The following is a 23,118-nucleotide window of genomic DNA, read 5'->3' on the forward strand; positions in this document are numbered from 1 at the left end:
CCCGCGCTCAGGGCAGGCCGCAGATCCGGTCCCGGCCGCTGTTTTTCGCCTTATACAGTTCGCTATCTGCCCGCGACAGCAGCTCCTCCAGCGGGCACTGCCAGCCCTGAGAAACCCCGAAGCTGGCGGTGACCTTAAAGGTCTCGCCGCCGCTGGTGTGGAAGGTCAGCTTGCGGATTTTGTGCTGAATCCGCGCGGCGTAGCGGGCAACGTCCTGCGCCGTCGGGGCCAGAAACAGCACCGCAAACTCCTCGCCGCCGAGACGACCCACGACGTCGCTCGGGCGGCTAAACTTGCTCAGCGTTTTTGCCAGCGCCACCAGCACTTCGTCGCCCATCGGGTGTCCCCAGCTATCGTTAATCGACTTGAAGCGGTCGACGTCCAGCATAATAAGCCAGGCGCTGAGGGCCTCGCTCGACTGACGCAGCAGCGCCTCGCCCCGGCTATTGAACGCCCGGCGGTTAAACAGGTGCGTGAGCGGGTCCTCCTCCGACTGGCGCTGGTACTGGCGGCTGATGCGCGCGTCTTCGCGCAGCTTTTTCCCGAGGGTGCCGAGGGATGAGAACAGCTCCTGCACCTCTTCCGCGGTGTCGTCATCGATCTGGACGTGCGCCTGCCTGCCGGCGATCAGATCGGCGGCAATATTATTTAAGCGCAGAATAGGGCGCAAAACCCGCGAGCGAATATAGAAAATCATCGCGATCGTCAGGGCGTAGACCAGGGTCAGAACCAGCGAACGGATGAGCAAATTCCGCAGCGCCAGACGCTCCGTGGCGGTGTAGTGCTTTTTGACGCCGGTCATGTAGGTATTCAGCAGATTATCAAAAGCGCCGAGGCTGGCGTGATAATCAATGGCGAAGCGCTCGGCGCTAATGCTGTAGGGCTGATTGCCGTCGCTCTCCGCTTTTAAGCGATTAATTAAACCAATCCCCTGCGTTTCGAAGGCCTGGCGGGTATTCTCCAGCTGGCGCTGGAAGTGCGGAATATAGCTCGCCTCGTCGCCCTGGGTTCGCAGCAGCCACCAGGCGGTATTAATCCGCTCAATGCCGCGGGTGATCCCTTCGCGGTTCGCCTCGGGGATCTTCGTTTGGGTCGCCAGCGGGATCAGCAGCTGCGAGCCGAGCCTGCCGGTGGCGTCGCGCAGCTCGCCCAGCGCCTGGGCACGCAGAATGGGCCCCAGCGCGCTGGGCTCCAGCAGTAAAAACTCGGCGGTGCGCTCAAACAGCGCCTGATGGTAAAAGTCGGTCGCCACAACCATATCGCGGATGGCGTGCTCTGCCGTCTCCGGATCGCCGAGCTCCCGGCTGCGGAAGGTATCGGCGAGGCGTCTGGCGTGGGCCAACTGATGCTGCATTTCCACCATCAGCTCGGGGGAGAGCAGATGCTGCGGAATGCTTTGCATATCGCGATCGGTGACCCGGCGGTGGGCCTCCAGCGCCTGCCACTGCCGCTCTTTATCCGCCTGCGGGCTTAATACCAGCTCGTTAGCGAAGGCGCGTTCGCCGGCTAAATCGTTGGAGACCTGCAGGATGCGGTAAAATATGTCGAACTGAATAACGTTGTTATGCGCGCTTTTCCACATCGACCATGAGCCGGAGAGCAGCCAGAAGGAGAGAATGGTGGTTAAACAGATTGTCGCTAACGCAGACCCCCAGATATAGCGGAGTACGTTGGACGATGCGGCGGCTTTTTTTTTCGTTTTCACACGTACCCGGCGTCAGCAGTAAGAGGCGATCCCAGCAGGCTATTTTCGCGGCGAGTATGACCCGGCAGAGTGCCGGCACGTTGGCCTTAAGCCCGCCAGACGCCGCTTCTTTCCCTGCGTACATTGGCCATACTATAGGCGATCTTCCTGCTAATTTTAGTAGAGAATCCAAAAATAAACGTCTTTAAGCGTCGGGTAAGATGCTGTTTTAATTTATTTATGCTGGGGTTTTCCTCTCCGCGGGCGCGCCGTGCGGCCCCCGGCGAGGAGAGCGTTTGTCGCCATGCGCAATGCGTTTGCTATGACGACAGACGGGGATCAGGAGGATTCGCGCGCGGCGCTAAGCACGCTGTTAAGCAGGACGTTGGCCCCTTTTTCGGCCCACTGAGGGAGAATGTTTTCGGCCTCATTGTGGCTAATCCCCTTCTCGCAGGGGATAAATATCATGCTGGCGGGGGCCACTTTGCTGATATAGCAGGTATCGTGTCCGGCGCCGGAAACCATCCGTTTAGCGCTGTAGCCGAGCGCCAGGGCGGCCCGCTCGCTGCGCGCCAGGCACTCGGGGTCGAAGGCGATAGGCGCGTAGTCAAAAATGCGCTCGACCTCTGCCGCTACGCCGCGCTGGCCCAGCGCCGCGGCGGCGCGGCGCAGCGCGAGCTCCATCGCTTCGAGGGCGTCGCTTTGCGGATGGCGAAACTCGACGCTGCATTCAACGCGGCCGGGCACCACGTTGTGCGACCCCGGCGTCACCTGCACGGTGCCGACCGTTGCGCGGCCGTCTGGCTGGTGGGCAATACCGATCTCTTCCACCGCCAGCGCCAGCTCGGCAAAAGCGGTTAGCGCATCGCGACGGCTGCCCATCGGCGTGGTGCCGGCGTGGGCGGCGAAGCCGGTCAGGGTGAGGTTGAACCAGCGCTGGCCCATCGCCGCGTGCACCAGGCCGATATCAATCCCTTCGTCTTCCAGAATCGGCCCCTGTTCGATATGCACCTCGTAGCAGGCGTGCAGGGGAAACGCCGCCGTCGGGTGCTGGCCGCGATAGCCGATCGCCTCCAGCGCCGCGCCGACGCTGACGCCGCTGCGATCTTCCCGGGCAAGGGCCCACTCTTCGCTGAACTGCCCGGCCCACACGCCGGAGGCGAGCATCGCCGGGGCAAAGCGCGCGCCCTCTTCGTTGGTCCAGTTCACCAGCACGATATCGCGCTCGGTTTCGATGCCGCGTTCGTTAAGCACCCGCAGCGCCTCCAGCCCCGCCAGCACGCCGTAGATACCGTCATAGCGGCCGCCCAGCGGCTGGGAGTCGACGTGCGAACCGGTCAGTACCGGCGCCAGCGCCGGGTTTTTACCCGCCCGGCGGATAAACATATTGCCCATGCTATCGACCCGGTAGCCAAATCCCGCCTCCAGCGCCCAGTCGCGCAGCAGATCCCGGGCCTGGCGGTCCTCTTCGCTCAGCGTCAGTCGGGTGACGCCGCCGGCGGGCGTCGCGCCGATGGTCGCCATTGCGTTAAGCGTTGCCCACAGGCGTTCGCCGTTAACGGTTATCATGATGGGTCCTTCTTTACGCGATAGCGGAAATCACAGCACGGCGCGCCCTGCATAATGGTCGTCGTGCGGGTCAGCTCAACCTCCGGCGCATAGCCGACGATAAACTTGTCATCGCGGGCGCAGGAGAGCAGGTGGCCAATCTCGCCGAGGCCCATCTGGTGATACATTTCGGCGTAGCGGCAGCGGTTAACGTTGTAGTTGTACTGCCGGTCGTCGGCATCCAGCACGGTGACCTCCAGCGCATTGTCCTTTTCCCACAGATACTGCAGGGCGACAAAGCTCTGGATATCCGCGCCGTTGGGCTCTTTGGCGGCGAAGGCTTTCCCCGCCTCAATGGCGGCGTTCTCAATCGCCTCGCCGATGACCGCCTGGGCGCGAGCTTTGCCAATCTCGCGGACCAGGATGTCGTAAATCGGCTTAATAATCTCAGCTTCAATTTTGCGGCGGGCGAGAATGCCCAGCTCATTATTATCACTCATCACATTGCCTCACTGCGTTACTTCGTGGCGGCGCCGCCGAGTACGGTTTGCGGCTGCCATTTACCGTCAACGACTTTGTAGACGGTAAAGGTTGGCGACTTCAGGTTGCCCTCTTTATCAAAGGCGATCTGCCCGGTGACGCCGGAGTAGCTGATGGCGCGCAGGGCGGGCAGGTAGACGGCCGGATCGACGGAGTCGGCTTTTTCCATCGCCGCGACCAGTACGCGAGTGGCGTCGTAGGCGAACGGCGCGTGCAGCTCGATATGGGTGTGATAGCGCGACTGATAGGCCTGCTCAAAGGCCTTGCCGCCCGGCATCTGCTCTACCGGCAGCCCCGGCTCCAGCGCCACCACGCCGTTGCCCTCTTTTTGCGCCAGCTGCAGGAAGGTCTGGCTGACGAAGCCGCCCGCGCCCATCAGGGTGGCGCTGAGCCCCAGCTGCTTGATGCGGCGCGCCAGCGGTGCGGCCTGGCTATCGACGCCGCCGAAGAAGATCAGATCGGCGTTTTTGCTGCGGATCGCCGTCAGCACGGCGCTGAAGTCCACCGTTTTGTCATCGACGTACTGACGATCGACGATATCGATCCCCTGGGCCTTCAGCGACTTAATAAACTCATCCGCCAGGCCCTGGCCGAAGGCGGTACGATCGTCGATCACCGCAATGCGTTTGGCCTTCAGGGTTTGCACCGCGTACTGGCCGGCAAACTGGCCGCCGTCATCGTCATGGCCCATCACCCGGAAGCTGGTATCGAAGCCCTGTTTGGTATACGCATGACCGGTCGCCACCGGCGCAACCTGGGCGATCCCGGCGTCGTGATAGACCCGCGCCGCCGGAATGCTGGTGCCGGTATTCCAGTGGCCGACCACGCCCGCCACGCCGCTATCCACCAGGCGCTGGGCGACGGCGACCGCGGTGCGCGGGTCAGACTGGTCGTCCTCCGACTGCAGCTTAAAGGTCACCGCCTTGCCGCCGATCGTCGGGTGCTGCTTGTTGATATCGTCAATGGCCAGCTGAGCGCCGTTTTCCAGATCCTTACCAATACGCGCGGAAGGGCCGGTCAGCGGGCCGGCAAGGCCGATTGTGACGGTTTCGCCGGCGGCGGACCATGCGGCGGAAGAGGCAAAACCGCTGAGCACAATAGCGGCGCTGAGCGCACTGATTTTTGCTGTTTTCATTGTTTTTCCCTGATGTTGGTTGGTGTGTTAAACGGGCATTTCGCCCAAATAAATCTGTGCAATGCGGTCGTCGGCCAGCAGCGCCTGCGATGCGCCGCGCTCAACGATGCTGCCGCTGTCCATCACCCACGCGCTGTCGGTGGCCTCCAGCGCCAGGCGCGCGTTCTGCTCGATCAGCAGCAGCGCCACGCCGCGCTGGCGCAGGGTGGCGATAACGCGAAAAACGTTCTCCACCATCAGCGGCGCCAGCCCCATCGACGGCTCGTCGAGGATCAGCAGTCGCGGGCGGCTGAGCAGGGCGCGGTTCAGCGCCAGCAGCTGCTGTTCGCCGCCGGAGAGCAGTCCGGCCAGCTGATGCTGGCGCTCGCCGAGGCGGGGAAACTGGCTGAAGATGTCGTCCATCTCCCGCTTCACCGCCGCGCCGTCGCGGCGCAGCCAGGCGCCCATCTGCAGATTTTCCAGCACCGTCATGCGGGCGAAAATGCCGCGGCCTTCCGGCACCATCACCAGCCCTTCACGCAGCAGCGTTTCGGCCCGGCGTTTGCGTACCGGCCTGCCGTTGAAGAAGATGTCGCCGCTAAACGGCTCCAGGCCGGTAACGGCGCGGACGGTGGAGCTTTTGCCCGCGCCGTTGGCGCCGATAAGCGTCGTCTGCTCGCCCTCCTGGACGCTAAACGACACCTCGCGTACCGCCTGGATGCCGCCGTAGTGCACCCCAAGACCGCTGACGGTTAACAGATCAGACATGCGCATTTCCTCCCAGCCAGGCGGCGATAACCGCCGGGTCGCGACGTACGGTTTCAGGGGGGCCGCTGGCCAGCGTTTTGCCATAGTCCAGCACCATCAGGCGATCGCAGATCCCCATCACCAGCTTGACGTCATGCTCAATCATCAGCAGCGTTTTGCCGTCGTTACGGATGCGCAGCAGCAGCTCGCCAAGCGCCACTTTTTCCGCGGCATTCATCCCAGCGGCCGGCTCATCCAGCGCCAGCAGACGCGGATCGGTAGCCAGCGCGCGGGCAATCTCCAGACGCCGCTGGTGGCCGTAGGCGAGGTCGCTGGCGCGGTAGTGGGCGAACTGCGCGATGCCGGTATACTCCAGCCAGTGCCACGCCAGCTCGCGGGTTTGCGCCTCTTCGGCGCGGGCGCGGCGGTGGCGGCTTAGCGCCGCCCACAGGCCGTTGCGGGTGCGTACGTGGCGGCCGACCATCACGTTTTCCAGCACCGACATCTGGTTAAACAGCCGCACGTTCTGGAAGGTACGGGCGATGCCGGCGGCGGTGACTTTCTCTATGTTCTTCGGGAAGTAGGGCTGACCGGCGATGGCGAACTCGCCGCTGTCCGCCGGATAGAGCCCGGTTATCAGGTTAAAGCAGGTGGTTTTACCCGCCCCGTTGGGGCCGATAAGACCGTAGATTTCGCCCTCGTTGATGGCGAGCGAGACGTTATCGACCGCCGTCAGGCCGCCGAAGCGTTTGGACATATGGCTAACGCTGAGCAGGTTCATGCTTTGGCTCCTTTATGTCCGGCGGGCCAGATGCCCTGCGGGCGCAGCAGCATCACCAGCACCAGCGCCAGGCCGTAGAACAGCTGGCGCAGAATTTCCGGGTCAATCAGCACTTCGCCAAACAGCGCCTGCTGCAGCGGGGCGGCCTGGCTGCGCAGCAGCTCGGGCAGGGCGGTCAGCAGCACGGCGCCGAGGATAACGCCCGGGATATGCCCCATCCCGCCAAGCACCACCATCGCCAGCACCGCAATCGACTCCTGCAGGGTGAAGGATTCGGGGGAGACGAAGCCCTGGAAGGCGCCGAACAGCGCCCCGGCGACGCCGCCGAACGAGGCGCCGATGGCGAACGCCAGCAGCTTATAGTTACGCAGGTTAATGCCCATCGCCCGGGCAACGTCCTCATCCTCACGGATGGCGTGCCAGGCGCGGCCGATCCGCGAGTGCTGCAGGCGCAGGCAGACGAAAATAATCGCCACAATCACCAGCATCAGCAGGTAGTACCACAGCCACAGCGCCGGGACCTTAACGCCGAACCAGTGATAGACGCCGCTAAATTTAAGGCCGAACAGGCTCAGCGTATCGACGCCGGAAATACCCTTTGCGCCGTTGGTAATATTCACCGGGCGATCGAGGTTGCGCATCAGAATGCGGATAATCTCGCCAAAGCCGAGGGTGACGATGGCCAGGTAGTCCCCGCGCAGCTTGAGGGTCGGCGTGCCCAGCACGATGCCGCAGCCCGCCGCCACCAGCGCGGCGAACGGAATAATCAGCAGCCAGGAGGTGTGCAGGCCGTCCGGGAACCAGGCCAGAAGCTGCGGGAACGCCTCCAGCAGATGCGGGGAGGCCAGCAGCGCCGCCAGGTACGCGCCGACGGCGTAGAAGGCAATAAAGCCCATATCCAGCAGGCCGGTGTAGCCGACCACGATGTTGAGACCCAGCGCCAGCATGATGTACAGCAGGGCGAAGTCGATGACCCGCACCCAGTAGTTGCCGCCGAGCTGGCTGGCGACCATCGGCGCCACCAGCAGCGCGCAGATAAACAGGGCCATGCCGGACCAGAAGCGACGGGAGGCGGCGGGGGCCGCGACGAGTTGTGCCGTTGTCATATTTTTTCCTATGCCCGATGCGCGACGCGCTCGCCGAGTAAACCGGCGGGACGGAACACCAGCACCACAATCAGCACCATAAAGGCGAAGATATCCTGATAGTTGCTGCCGAAGACGCCGTGGGTCAGGTCGCCGAGATAGCCGGCGCCCAGCGATTCGATGATCCCCAGCAGCAGGCCGCCGAGCATCGCGCCGCGAATATTGCCGATGCCGCCGAGCACCGCCGCGGTGAAGGCCTTAATGCCGGGGAGAAAACCCATTGAGAAGCTGGCGCTGCCGTAGTTGCTGGCCATCATGACGCCCGCCAGCGCCGCAAACGCGCCGCCGATGGCGAAGGTGAGGGTGATAATGGCGTTGGGGTTGACCCCCATCAGCGTGGCGATGCGCGGGTTCTCCGCCACCGCGCGCATGCCGCGGCCTAAGCGGGTAAATTCCACCAGCAGCCACAGGCCGAGCATGACCGCAAAAGCCAGCGCAACGGTGACGATGCCGGTCACGGTGACGATCGCCGGCGGATGCGCCGCGCTGCCGTGGGTCACGGCGATCGGCTCCATCGGCAGGATCTGCGGGAACATCTGCGGGTTGCGGGTCCAGATAATCATCGCCACGGTTTGCAGCAGCACCGACACGCCGATCCCCGAGATCAGCGGCGCCAGGCGCGGAGCGTTGCGCAGGCGGCGGTAGGCAAAGCGCTCAACCGCCATCGCCAGCAGGGCGCAGACTACCATGGCCAGCATCAGCGCCAGGCTCAGCTGGGCCAGCGGCGGCAGGCCGGGAAAATGGGCGTTCAGCGCGTTCATTGCCGACAGCGTCGTCAGGGCGCCGACCATCAGAATATCGCCGTGGGCAAAGTTAATGATGCGCAGGATGCCGTACACCATGGTGTAGCCGAGCGCGATCAGGGCATAGATGCTTCCCAGCATGATGCCATTGATGAATTGCTGTATGAGTGTGTCCAACCGATTTACCCGACAATGTGCTCAAATTACGGCTACCATCCAATAAATGAATTAAATTGTAAAATACGGATATATTCTTTCTTATTATGATCGCGAATTTATTTATCTTTATGATATTTATTATAATTAAATGACGTGTCGGATCTCACTTAGCGCTAAGAAAATCAATATATGAAAAAAACAGAACAATCGGCGGAGCGGGAAGGCTGGGCGGAAAGCGGCCTGGCCAACGATCCGCCGCTGCGGGCGGTGCGCGCCTTTGAGGCCATCGCCCGCCTCGGCAGCATCACCCAGGCCGCTCAGGAGCTGGCGATATCGCCGTCGGCGGTCAGCCATCAGCTGAAGGTGCTGGAGGGATACCTGCAGATCCCGCTTACCGAGCGCCAGGGGCGACGGCTGACCCTCAGCCTGCAGGGGCGGGAATACTACCGCTCCATTCGCGCGGCGTTTAACGTTCTGCGCCAGGCCACCGAGCATCTGGTCGATCAGGTCCAGAGCCAGCAGGTCACGATCAGCCTGATCCCGCTGTTTGGCATGGGCTGGTTTATTCCCCGCCTGCCGTCGTTCGTTCACGCCAACCCGCAGACCGAAATCAACGTGGTTTACGCCAACCACCGCAACTACCTCAGCGACGCCTCGGATATGTCGATTCGCTTCGGCAACGGGCGGTGGGCGGGATATCAGAGCGAAAAGCTGATTTCCGGCAGAATGGTGGCGGTATGCAGCCGGGCGTTTATCCGCCTGCACGGACATATTGATACCCCGGAGCAGCTGCTGCAGATGCCGCTGCTCCACGACGAGGAGCGCAGCACCTGGAACCAGTGGTTTGTGCAGCAGGGCGTGAAGCGCCCGCCGCGATCGACGGGGCCGCTGTTTGAGGACGGGCTGTTAACCCTCGCCGGCGTGCAGGCCGGGCTGGGCTGCGCGCTGATGCGCGAGCCGCTGATCGCGCCGTATCTGAACAGCGGCGAGCTGGTGAAAATCTTTGACGCGGCCATCGATGACGGCCGGGATTACTACCTGTGCGTGCGCCAGGACAGCGAAATGACGCCTAACGGCAGGCTGCTGCAGAGCTGGCTGCGCGGCGAGGCGCTGAAGTAAGCGCCTCGGGTAGGCTAGCGGTGGCGAATTTGCAGGGTCGCCGGCAGATAGCGCTGCAGCGGCTCCGGGGCGGCGCCGTCGATAAGCTGGCTGATCAGGTCATAGCAGTGCCAGGCCAGCTGGCGATTATCCTGCTGGACGGTATCAATGCGCAGCGACAGCGAGTCGTACAGATAGTGATCGTCGAAGCTGGCGAGGTGGATGCCGGAATCGAGTAAATTATGCTGGCTCATATAGCGCAGCACCCCTTCCAGCAGGCCGCAGGCGGCGGTGAACAGCGCCTGAGGCGGCCGCCCCAGCCGCGCGCAGAGCGCGGCAAACATTTCGTAGCCTGAGCTGGGATGATAGTTGCCGTTAATCACCCATTCAGGGCGGAGCTCAACGCCCGCCTGCGCCAGCCCCTGGGTAAAGCCGGCCAGCCGGTCCCGCGAAGGCGAAAGCCGCGGCTGGCCGCCGAGAAACCAGAACTCGTCGGCGTGCTGGGGAGCAATCCGTGAGATCAGCTCGGCGGTAGGGGTGATGGAGTCGGTCATCACCAGCGGCAGGCTGCTGCCGCTGGGGCTGCGGTCAAATAATACCACCGGCAGCTGCTCGCTGAGCTTGAGGTAATCCGCGTCGTTGTGCATGCAGGAGGCGACGATCAGGCCGTCAACCTGGCGGGCAATCATATTATTGACCACCATGCTTTCCTGGGCCGGGTTTTCGTCGGTGCAGGAGATAAGCAGCTGCACGCCCGCCTCGCGGCACAGCATTTCCAGCTCATGGGAGAAGACCGCGAAGCCGTAGTTGGTGATTTCCGGCACCACCAGTCCGATGGTATGGCTGCGGTTATCGCGCAGCGAGCGGGCGTGAATGCTCGGCTGATAGTGCTGCTCGCGGGCGATGGTCTGGACGCGTTCGCGGGTCTCCTGCGCCACGCGCAGCTCTTTGCCTCGCCCGTTCAGCACGAGGCTGGCAGTCGCCTTCGAGACGCCCGCCAGCTCGGCGATATCTTTAATGGTAACGCGTTTGGTTTTCATCACGACAGCATACGCCCGAGAAATTAAAACGCTGATTCTACCATGCATGGCCGCAGCGGCCAGTAGCAGAATGCAGCCGGCGTCGCACCGCTGAAAATCATTTGCCCAGGATACTGCGGGAAATAGCGGCTGCTCATCACGCCTTCTCCGCCGTTAATGAAAATCTCAATGCTTGAGCTGTCGCATAAGATCCGCAGCGCACGCACCTCTCCCCGCCAGTAGCGGTAGAGCGCCTCGTTGCAGGCCAGGCTGCGGCGTTCGAGGCGAATGCCGTCGGCGTCGAGGGTGAGCCTGAGGGCGCCGCCGAAATCAATCCCCAGCGCGTCGCCTGGCGCCACCTCAAAGACCATGTCCATCGGCGTCAGCGGCAGGCCTGGCCCCTGCCAGCCGCGGGCTTCGCCGCGCAGGTCCGCCAGCTCGCGCAGCGGATACTGGTAGAGTTTGCCGTCGCGCAGCTCCAGCTCCCGCAGGCAGGTCATCTGGTGGATCCAGCCGTGGGCGAGGGTCGGCTGGCGCATCTCTTCGCCGTCCGGAACCCCCATCCAGCCGACCAGCAGCCGCCGGCCGTCGGCGGCCAGCATGGTCTGCGGGGCGTAAAATTCGAAGCCGGCATCGAGCTCATAAAGCGCGCCGTGGTCAAAGCGGGCGCTGGCGTAGTCGAAGCGGCCCGCCGTCCACACGGCGGGATAGGTGTTGAGGTAGCGATCGGCCTCGCGGGCGATACCCTGGGGACAGCAGATCAGGATATGCCGGTCGGCGAGCGGGAACAGATCCGGACACTCCCACATATAGCCGGCGTCGTGCAGGCCGTTGAGGTCGCTGCCGGCAATTTCGCCTTCCGCCTCCCACCGGTGCAGATCCGCGGAGCTGAACAGCAGCACCTTACCGCGCTTTTGCAGATCCTGGGCGCCGAGGACCATGAACCAGCGGCCTTCGTGCTGCCAAACCTTCGGGTCGCGAACGTGGCCGGTATAGCCCTTCGGCAGCGCCAGCACCGGCCCGGTTTTGCTAAAGGTGCCGTCGCTGTTTTCCGTTGCCAGGCACTGCCACGCGGTTCTGCTGCCGTCTTCAAACTTCACGTTGCCGGTGTAGCACAGGGTCAATTTTCCGTCGTTATCGACGGCGCTCCCCGAGTAGCAGCCGCTGCGGTCGTACTCTTCGTCCGGCATCAGCGCGATGGGCTCATGCTGCCAGTGCAGCAGGTCGGCGGAGCTCCAGTGCCCCCAGCACTTGAACGTATGATCGCAGGCTATCGGGTTCCACTGGTAAAACAGGTGATAGCGCCCGGCAAATTCGATAAAGCCGTTAGGATCGTTCATCAGGCCGGTGGTGGGGGCCAGGTGCCACTGCGGATAGTGGCTATCGCGCAGCGCGCGCGGCTGGCCCTGCATCACGGCGCGTAAAATTGCCGGCAAACGTGAAGGAAGTGACATTATTCAGCGTCCGTTTTGTATTTCAGCAGCAGGGAAACGGTAAAGGCCACGCCGAAGGCGATAACCATCCCGATGATGTAGTTCAGCAGCGAGCTGGCCTGCACGATAGCCATACCCGGGATCGCCGTCAGCCCGACCGCGGTCATGTAGACGTGCATCGAAACCACCCACGCGCCGCCCGCCGCGCCGCCGATCAGGGCCGCGATAAACGGCTTCACGAAGCGCAGGTTAATACCGAATATCGCCGCTTCGGTGATCCCGAGCATCGCGGAAAAGGCCGAGGGCAGGGTGATGGCTTTGATTTTGGCATCTTTGGTTTTAAACCAGACCGCCAGACAGGCGCCGCCCTGGGCAACGTTGGCCATGGCCCAAATCGGCAGCAGGAAGTTGACGCCGATCGACGGGTTGCCCAGCAGTCCGGCCTCAATGGCGTGGAAGCTGTGGTGAATACCGGTGATCACGATAACCGAGTAGAGGCCGCCGAACAGCAGCCCGGCCAGCCAGCCGGCGTGGGCGATCAGGGTGCTAAGGATAAACGAGATGCCGTCGCCCAGCGCGCGGCCGGCGGGGCCGATAATCAGCAGGGCGATAAAGCCGGAGATGATAACCGTCAGGAACGGCGTCAGGATCAGATCGAGGGCGTCAGGAATGACCCGGCGCAGCTGCTTCTCGACGATGCTCATAAACCACACCGCCAGCAGCACCGGGAATACCGTGCCCTGGTAGCCGATCATGGCGATTTCCAGACCGAAAAAGTTCATCGAATGGAAGCCGGCGGCCACGCCCCAGGCGTTGGTGAGCGCCGGGTGGGTTAAGATGCCGCCGAGGGTCGCGCCGAGATAGGGGTTGCCGCCAAATTCGCGCGCGGCGGTGAAGCCAATCAGGATCGGCAGAATGATAAAGGCCGCCGAGCTGCACATATCGAGAATGATATAGATGGCGTTGCTCGGATCGACCCAGCCGTAGGTTTTGACCATCCCCAGCAGGCCCATCAGCAGGCCGGAGGCGACGATAGCCGGAATAATAGGGACGAAGATGTTCGACAGCAGGCGCGCAATGCGCTGGAAGGGGTTGAGCTTTCTCGCCGCAATATTGGCGGCTTCCGACTTGCTGGACTCGCCGATCCCGGCGGCCTGGATAAACGCGGCGTAGACTTTGTTGACGATGCCGGTGCCAAAGATAATCTGCATCTGACCGGCGTTATTAAAGCAGCCCTTCACCCCTTCAATTTCGCCGATGGCCTTCTTGTCGGCCAGCGAATCATCGACCAGCACCAGGCGCAGACGCGTGGCGCAGTGCGCGGCGCTGGCGATATTTTCCTTACCTCCCAACAGCGGAAGCAGCGAGCGGGAAATGTGTTCGAAATCCATAGTACCCTCTGAATGCATTATTATTTGTTGGTTTTATTTCCGCGGCAGCAGAGGACTGATGCCGCGGTTTTAAGCTGGTTTCAGACCCTTGCCGTCAGAACCAGGTCTCCATCTGAATACCGAAGTTCCATTCGCCGCCGGCGTTGAAACCGCTGCTGCCAAAGGAGTCATCGCTGGCGTAGTTGTCCAGCTTTTTGCTCCAGTCCATCCAGGTCGCGAACAGGCGCAGCTCCGGGCGGTTAAAGAAATCACCAATTTTGCCGACTTTAAACGTTGGCGCGAAGGTCAGTTTATAGAAACTGCCGTTAACGGCGTTGCGATCTTTATATCCTTCCGGATGCAGATCCATGTACTGGTAGCTTCCCTCATACGCCAGGGCAAAGTTCTGCGTCACCTCCTGGATCAGGCGCATGTTGAAGGTCACCCATTCATAGCTGTCGCCTTTGACGTAACGGTCTTTGCTGCTTTGCGCCAGCACCGCCGGGGCGATATGCCAGCGCTCGCTAAGCGGCGTGGTGCCGTAGCTGGCGAAGCGCCAGGTATCGGCCTGGGAGAGCAGCGCGCCGTCGGAGCCTATGCCCTTAACCTCTGCGCCCAGGCCGTGGCCGTAGAGCAGCGCCGTTTTGCTGGTCCCTTCACGCAGGCCGTAAAAACTGTCGTTGTGCAGCCCGACTAGCGCATGAACCCCGTTGTTGGCGGCGTCGGTCTGGATGGCGTCCCCGTTGGCGTCTTTACGGTCGTCGTTATCCTTTGCCCGCAGGCCGCTGACCATCACCTGCACCGGGCCGACGAAGTGGTTCATGCTCAGAATGTAGTTCTGCACGTTGTTGTCGACCTGCTCGAGGTCGCCAAAGTTGCGCCCGTAGAGCGAGAAGTTGCTGCGCGCGCTGTCGCTCCACTTCACGTCGTAGATACCGCCGCCGGTCCCGGCGAGGAAGACCACGTCGGAGTCCAGCCAGTGGATGTCGAAGTTGTCGCGGTCGAAGCGCTTACCGGCCCACAGGGTGGAGCCTTTAAACGGCCCGTCGAAGCTCGGGAGATTGCCCAGCTCGGCGAACGCCTGGCGAATGTTCAAATCGCTGGAGTCGGCCGACCAGTCGTTATAGGTTTTTTGCCCGTCGGCGAGCATCGCCTTGAAGCGGGTGGTCGCGCCGTTATCCAGCGTCTGCTTATGCTCCAGGTTGAGTTCGACGTAGGTATCGGCCTCGTTGCCGAGGCGGCCAATCGCGCCGCCGGTTTCGCCGGCTGGCGTCAGGTAAGGACCGCTTTTGCTGCTGGAGGCCGCGTCGTTCATCAGCAGGCCGGAGCGGGCGTAGCCGTGGAACTCAAAGCCGCTCTTTTCATCGGCTTTCTTCTCCAGCTGGGCGGTGCGCTGGGCCACCTGCCGGGTGTTGTCCTGGGTTTTCTGCTGCTGCGTGGTGAGCTGCTCAACTTTCTTCTCGGCCGAGTCGGCGCGGTTTTCCGCGGTCTGCGCCCGGTTTTCCGCATCCTGCAGGCGTTTTTCCAGGGCTATCAGGCGGGCTTCGATGGTGCTTAAATCCGTTTGCGCATGGACCGAACCGGCTCCGGTTAGCAAAGCGATAAGGACGGCAAGTGTGCTTTTTTTATACATGCTGTTCGCATCCCAAAAGTGAAATTGAATGATGTGTTGTTTTTTGCTAAACCGGTTTAATTGATATGTTAAACGCGACACGTAACATAGCGAAACAAGTTTTGCTAAACCGATTTAATAATTGTGACGGAGGCAACAAAGCGGGCCGTTGAGGACGGCCCGGGGGGATCAAAACTGGCGATTGAGATCGTGCTGCCAGGGGAGGGCGGTCATGGCGCCTTTGGCGGTGGTCGCCAGCGCGCCGCAGGTTTGCGCCAGCTGCAGCGCGGGCTCCAGCGACGCCAGGTCGGCCGGTATGCCGTTGGCGGCGAGGCCGGAGAGCAGCCCGGCGACGAAGGCGTCGCCCGCGCCGGTGGTATCGACGCTGACCACCGGTTTTGCCGCAAAGTGGATCGTCTGCTGCTGGAAGGCCACCAGCACGCCGGCTTTTCCCTGGGTGACCAGCAGCAGCTCCGGCCGGTAGCGCTGGGTTAAGATGGCGATACCCTGCGCCAGATCGCTGCTGCCGCTGATAAAGACCAGCTCCTCCTCGGAGAGCTTCACCACGTTGGCAAGCGACAGCGCCCGGTCGAGACAGGCCTGCAGCAGCGCCGGGTCCTGCCACAGGTCCTCGCGAATATTGGGGTCGAAGCTTACCCAGCCGCCGACGCTTTTGATCTGCTCCATCGCCGCGAAGGTGGTGCTCCGGCTAGGCTCAGCGCTGAGGGCAATAGAGCAGACGTGGAGCCACTGGCGGGGCGCGAAGGCCGGGAGATCCTCCGGCTGCAAAAAGAGGTCGGCGCTGGGGCGCACCATAAAGGTAAAGGTGCGCTCACCGTGGCTGTCGAGGTCGACCACCACGGTTGAGGTTCTCTGCTGCGGGTCGAGGCGCATATGGCTCACGTCGACCCGCTCCTGACTTAGCGTCTGGTGCATAAAGCGGCCGAAGGGATCGTCGCCGACGCGACCGATAAATCCGCTCTCTCCGCCGAGGCGGGCAACGCCTACCGCGACGTTGGCTGGCGCACCGCCGGGACACTGCAGCAGCCGCCCTCCGCTCTCCGGCAGCAGGTCCACCACCGCATCTCCGACCACCCAAACTTTTGCGTTCATGCTCATTCCACCTCGTTGCTAAACTATATTAAACCGGTTTAGCTTTATTAAAGCATAGCCCCGTGCAGATCGAAACGCCGTGATGCCTAAAGTGGGAGACAGGACAAAAAAACGCGGCCCGAGGGTTGACGCCGCAAACCGGGCGCCGATCGCGGCAGGAACTCCAGCTGTGGACTTTTACTCTCTATTAATCTTATGTATATTTTGTCTGGCAATGATTTGTTCAGCAGATTTTTCTGACGGGGAAATAACGGGGTGAATAGCAGCTTTGGCGATATCTACTCTTCCTACCAGAATCTCGAGCTGAGCACGCATCTCCCCGAGGTTGTCGCCTGCGGCGAGGAGGTTGAATGTGCCGCCGGCGCGCGCTTTCAGCCCGCAGAGGGGTACATCTACTTCCTTTTGCAGGGGCAAATGACGCTGGCGGTGGGCGATGCGCAAAATCTGTTAGGGATTGTGATTGAGCATATGCCGATCGGCCTGCCGGAACGCTACTTTCCGCAGCTGAACTGGCTCTATCAGTGCCAGGACCCGTGTCGTTTTGCTAAAGTCACGGTCGCCGATTTTGAGCGCATATTCTTTCACTCGTCGCCAAAATATATGCAAGAGCTGACCACTATTCTGGTCTATATGGGCATCCTGGCGATTGATGCCCACAACGAACGGGGTAATCTGTCGGGTTTTCAGACCATCAAATCGATGCTTTCCCGCTACCTGTTCCGGACCGGGATTGACGCCGGGCAGCGTGAAAGCCTGTCCGCCTTTATTATCAAACGCACCAACCTTTCGCGCAGCTACGTTTATCAGGTACTGGCGGCTCTGAAAGAGGGGGGATATATTACGGTGAAAAAGGGCCGGCTAATATCTATCGACCGAAAAATCCCTGATAAATTTTAATTATTCCGCGAGTGGTTATTTACTCTCTCCCGCAGGCTGCCGCGTAAAATAAACTCGCAGCACGCTATATCTCTATTCCCGCCCGGCCTCGGCACGCCGTCGGGATGGTATTTATTTCTCTTATTCAACTCTGGAGTATTCGATGACTCTTGACTATGTCGCTCTGGCCATCCTGATTGCGGTGGTGCTGATTCTATTTTACGGGATAATTGTGATCCACGATATCCCGTACGAAATTGCCAAGAAAAGAAATCATCCGCACCAGGATGCTATTCACTACGCCGGCTGGGTCAGCCTGTTTACGCTTCACGTGCTGTGGCCGCTGCTGTGGATCTGGGCGACGCTGTGGCGCGAGGACCGCGGCTGGGGAATGCAGAAGGTGCAGCAGGAAAGTGGCGATCTGCATCGGCACCTGACTCAGGTATTAACGCGGCTGGATACGCTGCAGCAGGAATTAAATACCCTGAAAGGCCATCATTCGCTGTCGGTGGCTGCTGAAGGCATCGCCACGAAGGAGGATAAATAATGGAAACGCTGCTGCTGCTGTGCTATTCCGCACTCTGTATCGCTATTTTTAAAATATTTCGTATTCCACTCAATAAATGGACGGTACCGACCGCGGTATTAGGTGGGGTCGTTATTATCGGAGCGCTTATTTTAGGCATGAATTATAACTTCCCCTATACCGAAACGGGCAAGCAGGTATTTCGTACGGTGCCCATCGTGTCTCAGACGCGGGGCCGCGTGACCAGCGTTCCGGTTCAGTCTAATCAGATGCTGAAGCAGGGCGACGTGCTGTTTACTATTGACCCCACTCCGTTCCAGGCCAAAGTGGATGACCTCAAGGCGCAGGTAAAAGCGGCCAGCCAGGACGCGCTATCGCTCGACTCGGCGCTAAATAGCGCCCGGGCCAGCCTGGATAAAGCCAGCGCCGAGCGCGACCGAGCCCAGCGGGAGTATGCCCGTTTTGCCGCCGGCCATGACAAGGGGGCCTTTTCCGATCAGATGGTCGATACCCGTCGTCAGACGTGGAAAGCGGACGAAGCCGCGGTAGCGGCCGCAAAAGAGAACGTTGTCCAGGCGCGTAATGCCCTGCACTCCGTGGTTCACGGGGAAAATACCCGGGTTGCCTCGCTGCTGGCGCAGCTGCGGGAAGCCGAATTTAAGCTGGAGAATACCGTGGTGCGCGCGCCGTCTGACGGCTACGTGAGCACCGTGGGTCTGCGGCCCGGCACCATGTCGACGGCCCTGGGCCTCGCGCCGGTCATGACCTTTGTGCCGGTGACGGGGAATCAGTCCCGTGAATACGTCGCGGCATTCCGGCAGAACTCTTTGCAGCGCCTGCAGGCCGGGGAGAAGGCGGAGCTGCTGTTCCCGGCGATCCCGGGCACCGTTTTCCGCGCGGAGGTCGTCGAGGTTCTGCCGGCAATCGGTGAAAGCCAGTTCCAGGGTCAGGGCAAGCTGCTGACCACCGATGCGTTAAACGCCCACGGCCGGGCGCTGGTGGTCTTCAAAGTGAGCGATCCGCGCCTGCAAAATTACCGTTTACCGCAGGGGACCGACGTTGAAGCGGCGGTCTATTCCGGACACTTCGAGCACCTGTCGCTTATTCGTAAGATCCTGATCCGCATGAAAAGCTGGGAAAACTACCTCTACCTCGATCATTAATCGCCGCCTCAGGCCGGCGCCCCGGTTCAGGGCGCCGGCGCTGCTCAAGGCCACCGCCGCCTACGCCGGCACCGCGCTGCCGACCAGTCCGTCAATAATCACCTGCATGACCCCCTGCGAGCAGGGCTCAATGCGCCCCCGCACGCCGTACACCTCGGCTAAGATCTCCGGCGTAATCACCTGCGACGGCGCCCCCTCGGCCAGCAGACGTCCCTCTTTTAGCATCAGCACGCGATCGGCATGGCGCAGGGCGATATTAATGTCATGCACCACCACCAGGGTGACGATATTGCGTTTTCGGGTCTCTCTGCGCACCAGATCCATCACGTGGAACTGATAGTTCAAATCCAGCGCGCTGAGCGGCTCATCGAGCAGCAGCAGCGCCGGCTGGCGGATAAGCGACTGCGCCAGGCCGACGAGCTGCTTCTGCCCGCCGGAAAGCCGGTCGAGGTAGCTGAGCGCCAGATGTTCAATGCCCAGCTGGCGCAGCAGGGACATCACCTGCTGCTGGCTTTGCGCGTCGTGCACGCCGCCGGCCGCGCGCTGGGCGACGATAATCGACTCCAGCACGTGCAGATGGACCCCCGCCGGCAGCGTTTGCGGCAGATAGACGACTTTTTCCGCCCGCCGGGCAAACGGCAGCGCCAGCAGGTTTTCCCCGTCAAGCGACAGCTCTCCCGTCGAGGGGCCCAGGCCGGCCATCGCCCGCATCAGGGTCGATTTGCCGCTGCCGTTGGGGCCCAGCAGGGCGGTGATTTCACCGCGCGGCAGCCGCGGTACCGTCAGGTCGCGGATCACCTGGCGCTTAGGATAGCCGGCGCTAAAGCGCGACAGCGCCAGCCCCGTAGAGATGTGCGGATTCATACGTTCCCCCGATGGCGCAGAATGATGCTCAGAAAGAACGGAACGCCAACCAGCGAGGTGACGATCCCGACCGGAATAATGGCGCCGGGGATCAGATTCTTCGACGCCACGGAGGCCAGCGACAGCACCAGCGCGCCGATCAGGGCGCTGGCAGGGAGATAAAAGCGGTGATCTTCGCCGAAAATCAGGCGTGCGATGTGCGGAGCGACCAGGCCGATAAAGCCAATCGGGCCGACGAAGGCCACCGAAATCGCCGACAGGATGCTGATCCGCAGCAGGGTGGTTAAGCGCAGGCGGCGCACGTTAATCCCGAAGCTCATGGCCCGATCTTCGCCGAGGCGCAGCGCCGTCAGCTTCCATGAGCTCAGCATCGATAGCGGCATCACTACCGCCAGCACCGCCAGCAGGATGCCGACCTTCTGCCACGAGGCGCGGTCAATGCTGCCCATGGTCCAGAACACCAGCCCCTGCAGCGTGTCTTCGTTGGCGACAAACTGCAGCATCGAGACCAGCGCGTTAAAGGTAAAGACCAGCGCGATGCCGAACAGGATCACCCCGGAGGAGGCCACCTGCGTCCAGCGGGTAATGCCGTCCAGCAGCAGGGCGGCCAGCAGCGCGAAGATAAAGGCGTTGGCCGAGATAAACCACTGGCTGGGGATCCCCGGAATGCCGATCCCCAGCACGATGGCCAGCGCCGCGCCGAAGGCCGCCGCCGACGAAACGCCGAGGGTAAAGGGGCTGGCCAGCGGATTGTTGAGGATGGTCTGCATCTCCGCGCCGGCGAGGCCGAGCGCGAGGCCCACAATAATCGCCATCAGGGCGTACGGCAGGCGGATATCCCAGACGATAACCCGCGTTCCGGCGCTGGCGCCGGCCGGATCGATCAGGGTTTGCCACAGCGTCTGCAGCGGCATCCCGGACGGACCCATCATAAAATCGAGCAGCAGCGAGGTGATAATCAGCGCCGCCAGCAGCAGCATAAAACCGATGCGGCGGCGGACGATCCGGCGGTAGTTGGTCATCACGTCCCGCCCGACGCCTTGGGCTACGAGGGCGGATTCAGTCGTCGAGCTCATGGGCGCTTACTCACCTTGTTTCCAGGAAAAGACGAAGGGCAGGTCGGGCAGGGTGGTGAAATGGCGCACGATATAGCGGTAGCTGTCATCCGGGCTGAGGCTGCTAAAGGTCTGCGGATAGATATCTTTCGCCAGATACTCCATGCCGACGATATTCCACGGATGGTTGTAGAAGTGGTGATAGATCCCATAGGCCCGCCCGGCCTTCACCGGCGGGATAGCGCTGACGCCGGTCCGCGAGAGCAGAACCTGAGCCTGGGCGTTCACCTCCTGCTGGTTAACCCGGTAGCCCAGCGGCAGAACCTGGCTGTTGCCGCGTTTCGAGCCGGTCATGATGTAGGCGTCGGGCTTCATGCTAATCACCTTCTCCAGCGCCACAAAGCCGGAGGCGCCTGGCAGCACCTGCGCGCCGATGTTATTGGCCCCGACCGCTTCAACCAGCCCGCCCCAGCCGCTATGTCCGTGGGTAAAGCAGCAGGCGTCGCTGTTGCCCGCCAGCGCCTCGACGAAGACGTTCGCCTTCGGCGTGATGGCGGCGGTTTTCTGGCGAATGTCCTGCAGCTGCTGGCGATAGTAGTCGGTATAGGCTTTGGCGTTGTCTTCGCGGTTGAGCACCTGGCCCAGCAGGTCGATGCTCGGGGCGGTATCCTTCGCCGGATTCACCTCGTAATCGACAAACAGCACCGGAATATTGAGCGCGCCGAGCTTGCTGATAATGCCGCTCTCTTCCAGCGCCGGCTTCGCGCGCAGCTGGGCAATCATCAGCTCCGGCTGGCGGGAAATCACGCTTTCAAGGTCAATATTGCCCTTATCGCTAAAGCCCATATCCAGAATGCTCGCCGACTGCGGCCACTTCTGCTGCAGCATCTTCCAGGTTTCAACATCCTGTTTTTTCGCCAGATTATTCCAGGCAACCAGCCGCTTAAAGGGGTTGTCGCGGTCGAGAAGCGCCAGCGCCATAATATCCCGGCCGTCCTGCAGGATGATGCGCTGCGGCTCGTGCTGGAGAGTAATGCTGCGGCCGTCGAGGTCGGTCACGGTGAGCGGATACTGGGTGGCATAGCCGGACAGCGGGGCGGAGATTAGCGCAGTAAGAATAAGCGAACTTACTGATTTTATTGCCATAATGTGAGTTCCGTTTGCTAATTATAAATATAATGATTTTGATAATTATTCTCGTGTGAAAATAAACGGCAGATATATGAAACGTCGATTTCATAAAATGTAACAACTTTGCTGGAGTTTATAAGAACGGCCGCGATCTGTGGTTAACTGCCTAAAAAACAGTCAGTCAGCGTCAGAGGTAGTTTTAAGAACTATCCCTAAAGCCAAACGGCAGAATCTTGTGCCATGCTGAATGCGACTCATAACACTAAGCACGTTAGAGAGGAAATTATGAAAAAGGCAATGATTGCGTTATCTGCGATTCTGGTAGCAGCCCCCGTTTTTGCTGCAACCACCACCACACACGCTACTGATGAAACCGTCGCGGCGGCCCATGAAGGGGCTAACACGGCGAAGGAAAAGCTGCATAAGGCCCAGAATGAAGGCGATGAGCTGAAGCTCAAGTCTCAGCACGCGGCTGAAGGCAAAAGCGATAGCCTGGGCAGCAAGGTCAGCGAAGGCACGCAGAAAACCTGGCACAAGACCAAAGAAGGTACCGAGAAGGGTTGGGATAAGACCAAAGAAGGCACTGAAAAAGGCTGGAATAAAACCAAAGCCGCCACCGAGGAAGGCTGGGATAAAACCAGGCAGGGTGCTGACGATTTGAAAAAGAAAGTCACTGAGTAATCACTGACTGTTCTGCATAATAAAAGGGCCGCGCAAGCGGCCTTTTTCATTGGGTTCCTGCAGACGCCATATCCGCCAGATTATTAAGGTTACCGCCCGCGACAATATGCCAGGAATACTCCTGGTTATTCCGATACTCACCGTTTCTCCACATTCCGCCGGTAAAAAGGAAATATATCAGGAGGTGGACAATGAAAAAGATTATTACTCTGGCAGTTATTTTATCCTGCACGCTCACGTCGCTGGCCTACGCCGACGGCCCGAATGGCGGCAACGGTCCCGGCCAGCAGCAGGTATGGCAAAATGAGTCCGGGCACGGAAAAGGCGACGGCAATCGCCAGCAGGGGCCCGGCAACGGGCCGCAGGCAAACCAGGCGAACGGCCATCAGGATAACGGCAATCATCGCGGATCGAATCGCGGCGAGCAGCAGCATCGTCAGGATCGCCACGAGCAGGAGCATTTCGCCTGGAACGGCCACGACTTCCGCAAAGGCCAGCCCGCGCCTGAGCGCTATCGCGGCAGCGCGTACCGGATTAATAACTGGAACGATCGCGGCCTGCCGGCACCTCCTCAGGGGCAGCACTGGTCCTATATTGACGGCAACTACGTTCTGATCGCGGCGGCGACCGGGATCATCACCTCAATTCTGGTGAATGGTCTGCTCAACAACTAAGCCAGCGGCATCCCGGAGCGGTACTGCGTGCCGTCTCCGGGA

At 61.1% G+C, this 23,118-nt stretch carries 22 protein-coding genes; 6 read left to right on the top strand and 16 right to left on the bottom strand.

The features are described 5' to 3' along the window. Positions 1-7 precede the first annotated feature (7 nt). The 8 genes from EDF75_RS01365 to EDF75_RS01400 form a co-directional block, all read right to left on the bottom strand. Positions 8-1,705, bottom strand: a complete 1,698-nt coding sequence (locus tag EDF75_RS01365; protein WP_133596594.1) for a GGDEF domain-containing protein — start codon at positions 1,703-1,705, stop codon at positions 8-10. 318 nt (positions 1,706-2,023) lie between these two features. After that, on the bottom strand, positions 2,024-3,253 hold the full coding sequence (locus EDF75_RS01370; RefSeq protein WP_133596596.1) for a Zn-dependent hydrolase: 1,230 nt from the start codon (positions 3,251-3,253) through the stop codon (positions 2,024-2,026). Beyond that, on the bottom strand, positions 3,250-3,732 hold the full coding sequence (locus tag EDF75_RS01375; RefSeq protein WP_133596599.1) for an L-2-amino-thiazoline-4-carboxylic acid hydrolase: 483 nt from the start codon (positions 3,730-3,732) through the stop codon (positions 3,250-3,252). Before EDF75_RS01375 ends, EDF75_RS01370 begins: the two co-directional genes overlap by 4 nt. A gap of 17 nt (positions 3,733-3,749) precedes the next feature. Beyond that, entirely contained in the window at positions 3,750-4,907 is a 1,158-nt protein-coding gene (locus EDF75_RS01380) for a branched-chain amino acid ABC transporter substrate-binding protein (protein ID WP_133596601.1), read from the bottom strand. A 27-nt stretch (positions 4,908-4,934) separates the two neighbouring features. Next, positions 4,935-5,654, bottom strand: coding sequence for an ABC transporter ATP-binding protein (locus EDF75_RS01385; RefSeq protein ID WP_095094733.1), 720 nt, complete (start codon positions 5,652-5,654; stop codon positions 4,935-4,937). Next, complete coding sequence (locus EDF75_RS01390) at positions 5,647-6,414, bottom strand: ABC transporter ATP-binding protein (protein WP_133596602.1); 768 nt, start codon at positions 6,412-6,414, stop codon at positions 5,647-5,649. Before EDF75_RS01390 ends, EDF75_RS01385 begins: the two co-directional genes overlap by 8 nt. Further along, positions 6,411-7,520: a branched-chain amino acid ABC transporter permease gene (locus EDF75_RS01395; RefSeq protein ID WP_133596604.1), complete on the bottom strand. Its 1,110-nt coding sequence runs from the start codon at positions 7,518-7,520 to the stop codon at positions 6,411-6,413. The genes EDF75_RS01390 and EDF75_RS01395 overlap by 4 nt, the downstream gene beginning before the upstream one ends. 8 nt (positions 7,521-7,528) lie before the next feature. Next, positions 7,529-8,443 (bottom strand): branched-chain amino acid ABC transporter permease, encoded by a 915-nt coding sequence (locus EDF75_RS01400; RefSeq protein ID WP_227697854.1) that lies wholly within the window; start codon positions 8,441-8,443, stop codon positions 7,529-7,531. Positions 8,444-8,650: 207 nt separating this feature from the next. Between EDF75_RS01400 and EDF75_RS01405 the strand changes: the two genes are divergently transcribed. After that, on the top strand, positions 8,651-9,580 hold the full coding sequence (locus tag EDF75_RS01405) for a LysR substrate-binding domain-containing protein (protein ID WP_133596606.1): 930 nt from the start codon (positions 8,651-8,653) through the stop codon (positions 9,578-9,580). A 14-nt stretch (positions 9,581-9,594) separates the two neighbouring features. Here the strand turns inward: EDF75_RS01405 and EDF75_RS01410 are convergent, their stop codons facing one another. The 5 genes from EDF75_RS01410 to EDF75_RS01430 form a co-directional block, all read right to left on the bottom strand. After that, complete coding sequence (locus EDF75_RS01410) at positions 9,595-10,599, bottom strand: LacI family DNA-binding transcriptional regulator (RefSeq protein ID WP_133597965.1); 1,005 nt, start codon at positions 10,597-10,599, stop codon at positions 9,595-9,597. Between the two features lie 23 nt (positions 10,600-10,622). Continuing rightward, the gene (locus EDF75_RS01415) at positions 10,623-12,032 is read right to left on the bottom strand and encodes a sucrose-6-phosphate hydrolase (protein WP_133596608.1); all 1,410 of its coding nucleotides are present in this window, start codon (positions 12,030-12,032) and stop codon (positions 10,623-10,625) included. Then, the gene (locus tag EDF75_RS01420) at positions 12,032-13,402 is read right to left on the bottom strand and encodes a sucrose-specific PTS transporter subunit IIBC (protein WP_095094749.1); all 1,371 of its coding nucleotides are present in this window, start codon (positions 13,400-13,402) and stop codon (positions 12,032-12,034) included. The genes EDF75_RS01415 and EDF75_RS01420 overlap by 1 nt, the downstream gene beginning before the upstream one ends. A gap of 94 nt (positions 13,403-13,496) precedes the next feature. Beyond that, positions 13,497-15,014 carry a carbohydrate porin gene (locus tag EDF75_RS01425; RefSeq protein WP_133596610.1) on the bottom strand — a complete coding sequence of 506 codons (1,518 nt, stop codon included), beginning with the start codon at positions 15,012-15,014 and terminating at the stop codon, positions 13,497-13,499. Positions 15,015-15,182: 168 nt separating this feature from the next. Further along, positions 15,183-16,106 (bottom strand): aminoimidazole riboside kinase, encoded by a 924-nt coding sequence (locus EDF75_RS01430; protein ID WP_133596612.1) that lies wholly within the window; start codon positions 16,104-16,106, stop codon positions 15,183-15,185. Between the two features lie 255 nt (positions 16,107-16,361). Between EDF75_RS01430 and EDF75_RS01435 the strand changes: the two genes are divergently transcribed. The 3 genes from EDF75_RS01435 (at position 16,362) to EDF75_RS01445 (ending at position 18,671) form a co-directional block, all read left to right on the top strand. Continuing rightward, entirely contained in the window at positions 16,362-17,003 is a 642-nt protein-coding gene (locus EDF75_RS01435) for a helix-turn-helix domain-containing protein (RefSeq protein WP_133596614.1), read from the top strand. A gap of 142 nt (positions 17,004-17,145) precedes the next feature. Continuing rightward, entirely contained in the window at positions 17,146-17,529 is a 384-nt protein-coding gene (locus EDF75_RS01440) for a DUF3302 domain-containing protein (protein WP_133596616.1), read from the top strand. Next, complete coding sequence (locus EDF75_RS01445) at positions 17,529-18,671, top strand: HlyD family secretion protein (RefSeq protein ID WP_133596618.1); 1,143 nt, start codon at positions 17,529-17,531, stop codon at positions 18,669-18,671. The genes EDF75_RS01440 and EDF75_RS01445 overlap by 1 nt, the downstream gene beginning before the upstream one ends. Positions 18,672-18,731: 60 nt before the next feature. Here EDF75_RS01445 and EDF75_RS01450 read toward each other — a convergent pair whose 3' ends face one another. From EDF75_RS01450 to EDF75_RS01460, 3 genes are read right to left on the bottom strand one after another with little or no spacing between them, the layout of a single operon-like run. Continuing rightward, positions 18,732-19,535 (bottom strand): ABC transporter ATP-binding protein, encoded by an 804-nt coding sequence (locus EDF75_RS01450; RefSeq protein WP_133596620.1) that lies wholly within the window; start codon positions 19,533-19,535, stop codon positions 18,732-18,734. After that, positions 19,532-20,560, bottom strand: coding sequence for a FecCD family ABC transporter permease (locus EDF75_RS01455; RefSeq protein ID WP_166646128.1), 1,029 nt, complete (start codon positions 20,558-20,560; stop codon positions 19,532-19,534). Before EDF75_RS01455 ends, EDF75_RS01450 begins: the two co-directional genes overlap by 4 nt. Positions 20,561-20,617: 57 nt before the next feature. Next, the gene (locus EDF75_RS01460) at positions 20,618-21,736 is read right to left on the bottom strand and encodes an ABC transporter substrate-binding protein (RefSeq protein WP_133596623.1); all 1,119 of its coding nucleotides are present in this window, start codon (positions 21,734-21,736) and stop codon (positions 20,618-20,620) included. 270 nt (positions 21,737-22,006) lie between these two features. On the opposite strand from EDF75_RS01460, the gene EDF75_RS01465 reads away from it, so the two are divergent. Then, a complete protein-coding gene (locus EDF75_RS01465; RefSeq protein WP_133596625.1) occupies positions 22,007-22,402 on the top strand; it encodes a hypothetical protein in 396 nt (131 codons plus the stop codon). Between the two features lie 191 nt (positions 22,403-22,593). After that, positions 22,594-23,076: an RcnB family protein gene (locus tag EDF75_RS01470; RefSeq protein WP_133596627.1), complete on the top strand. Its 483-nt coding sequence runs from the start codon at positions 22,594-22,596 to the stop codon at positions 23,074-23,076. Positions 23,077-23,118 lie beyond the last annotated feature (42 nt).

The organism is Klebsiella sp. BIGb0149 (assembly GCF_004362605.1).
GTDB lineage: Bacteria > Pseudomonadota > Gammaproteobacteria > Enterobacterales > Enterobacteriaceae > Klebsiella > Klebsiella terrigena.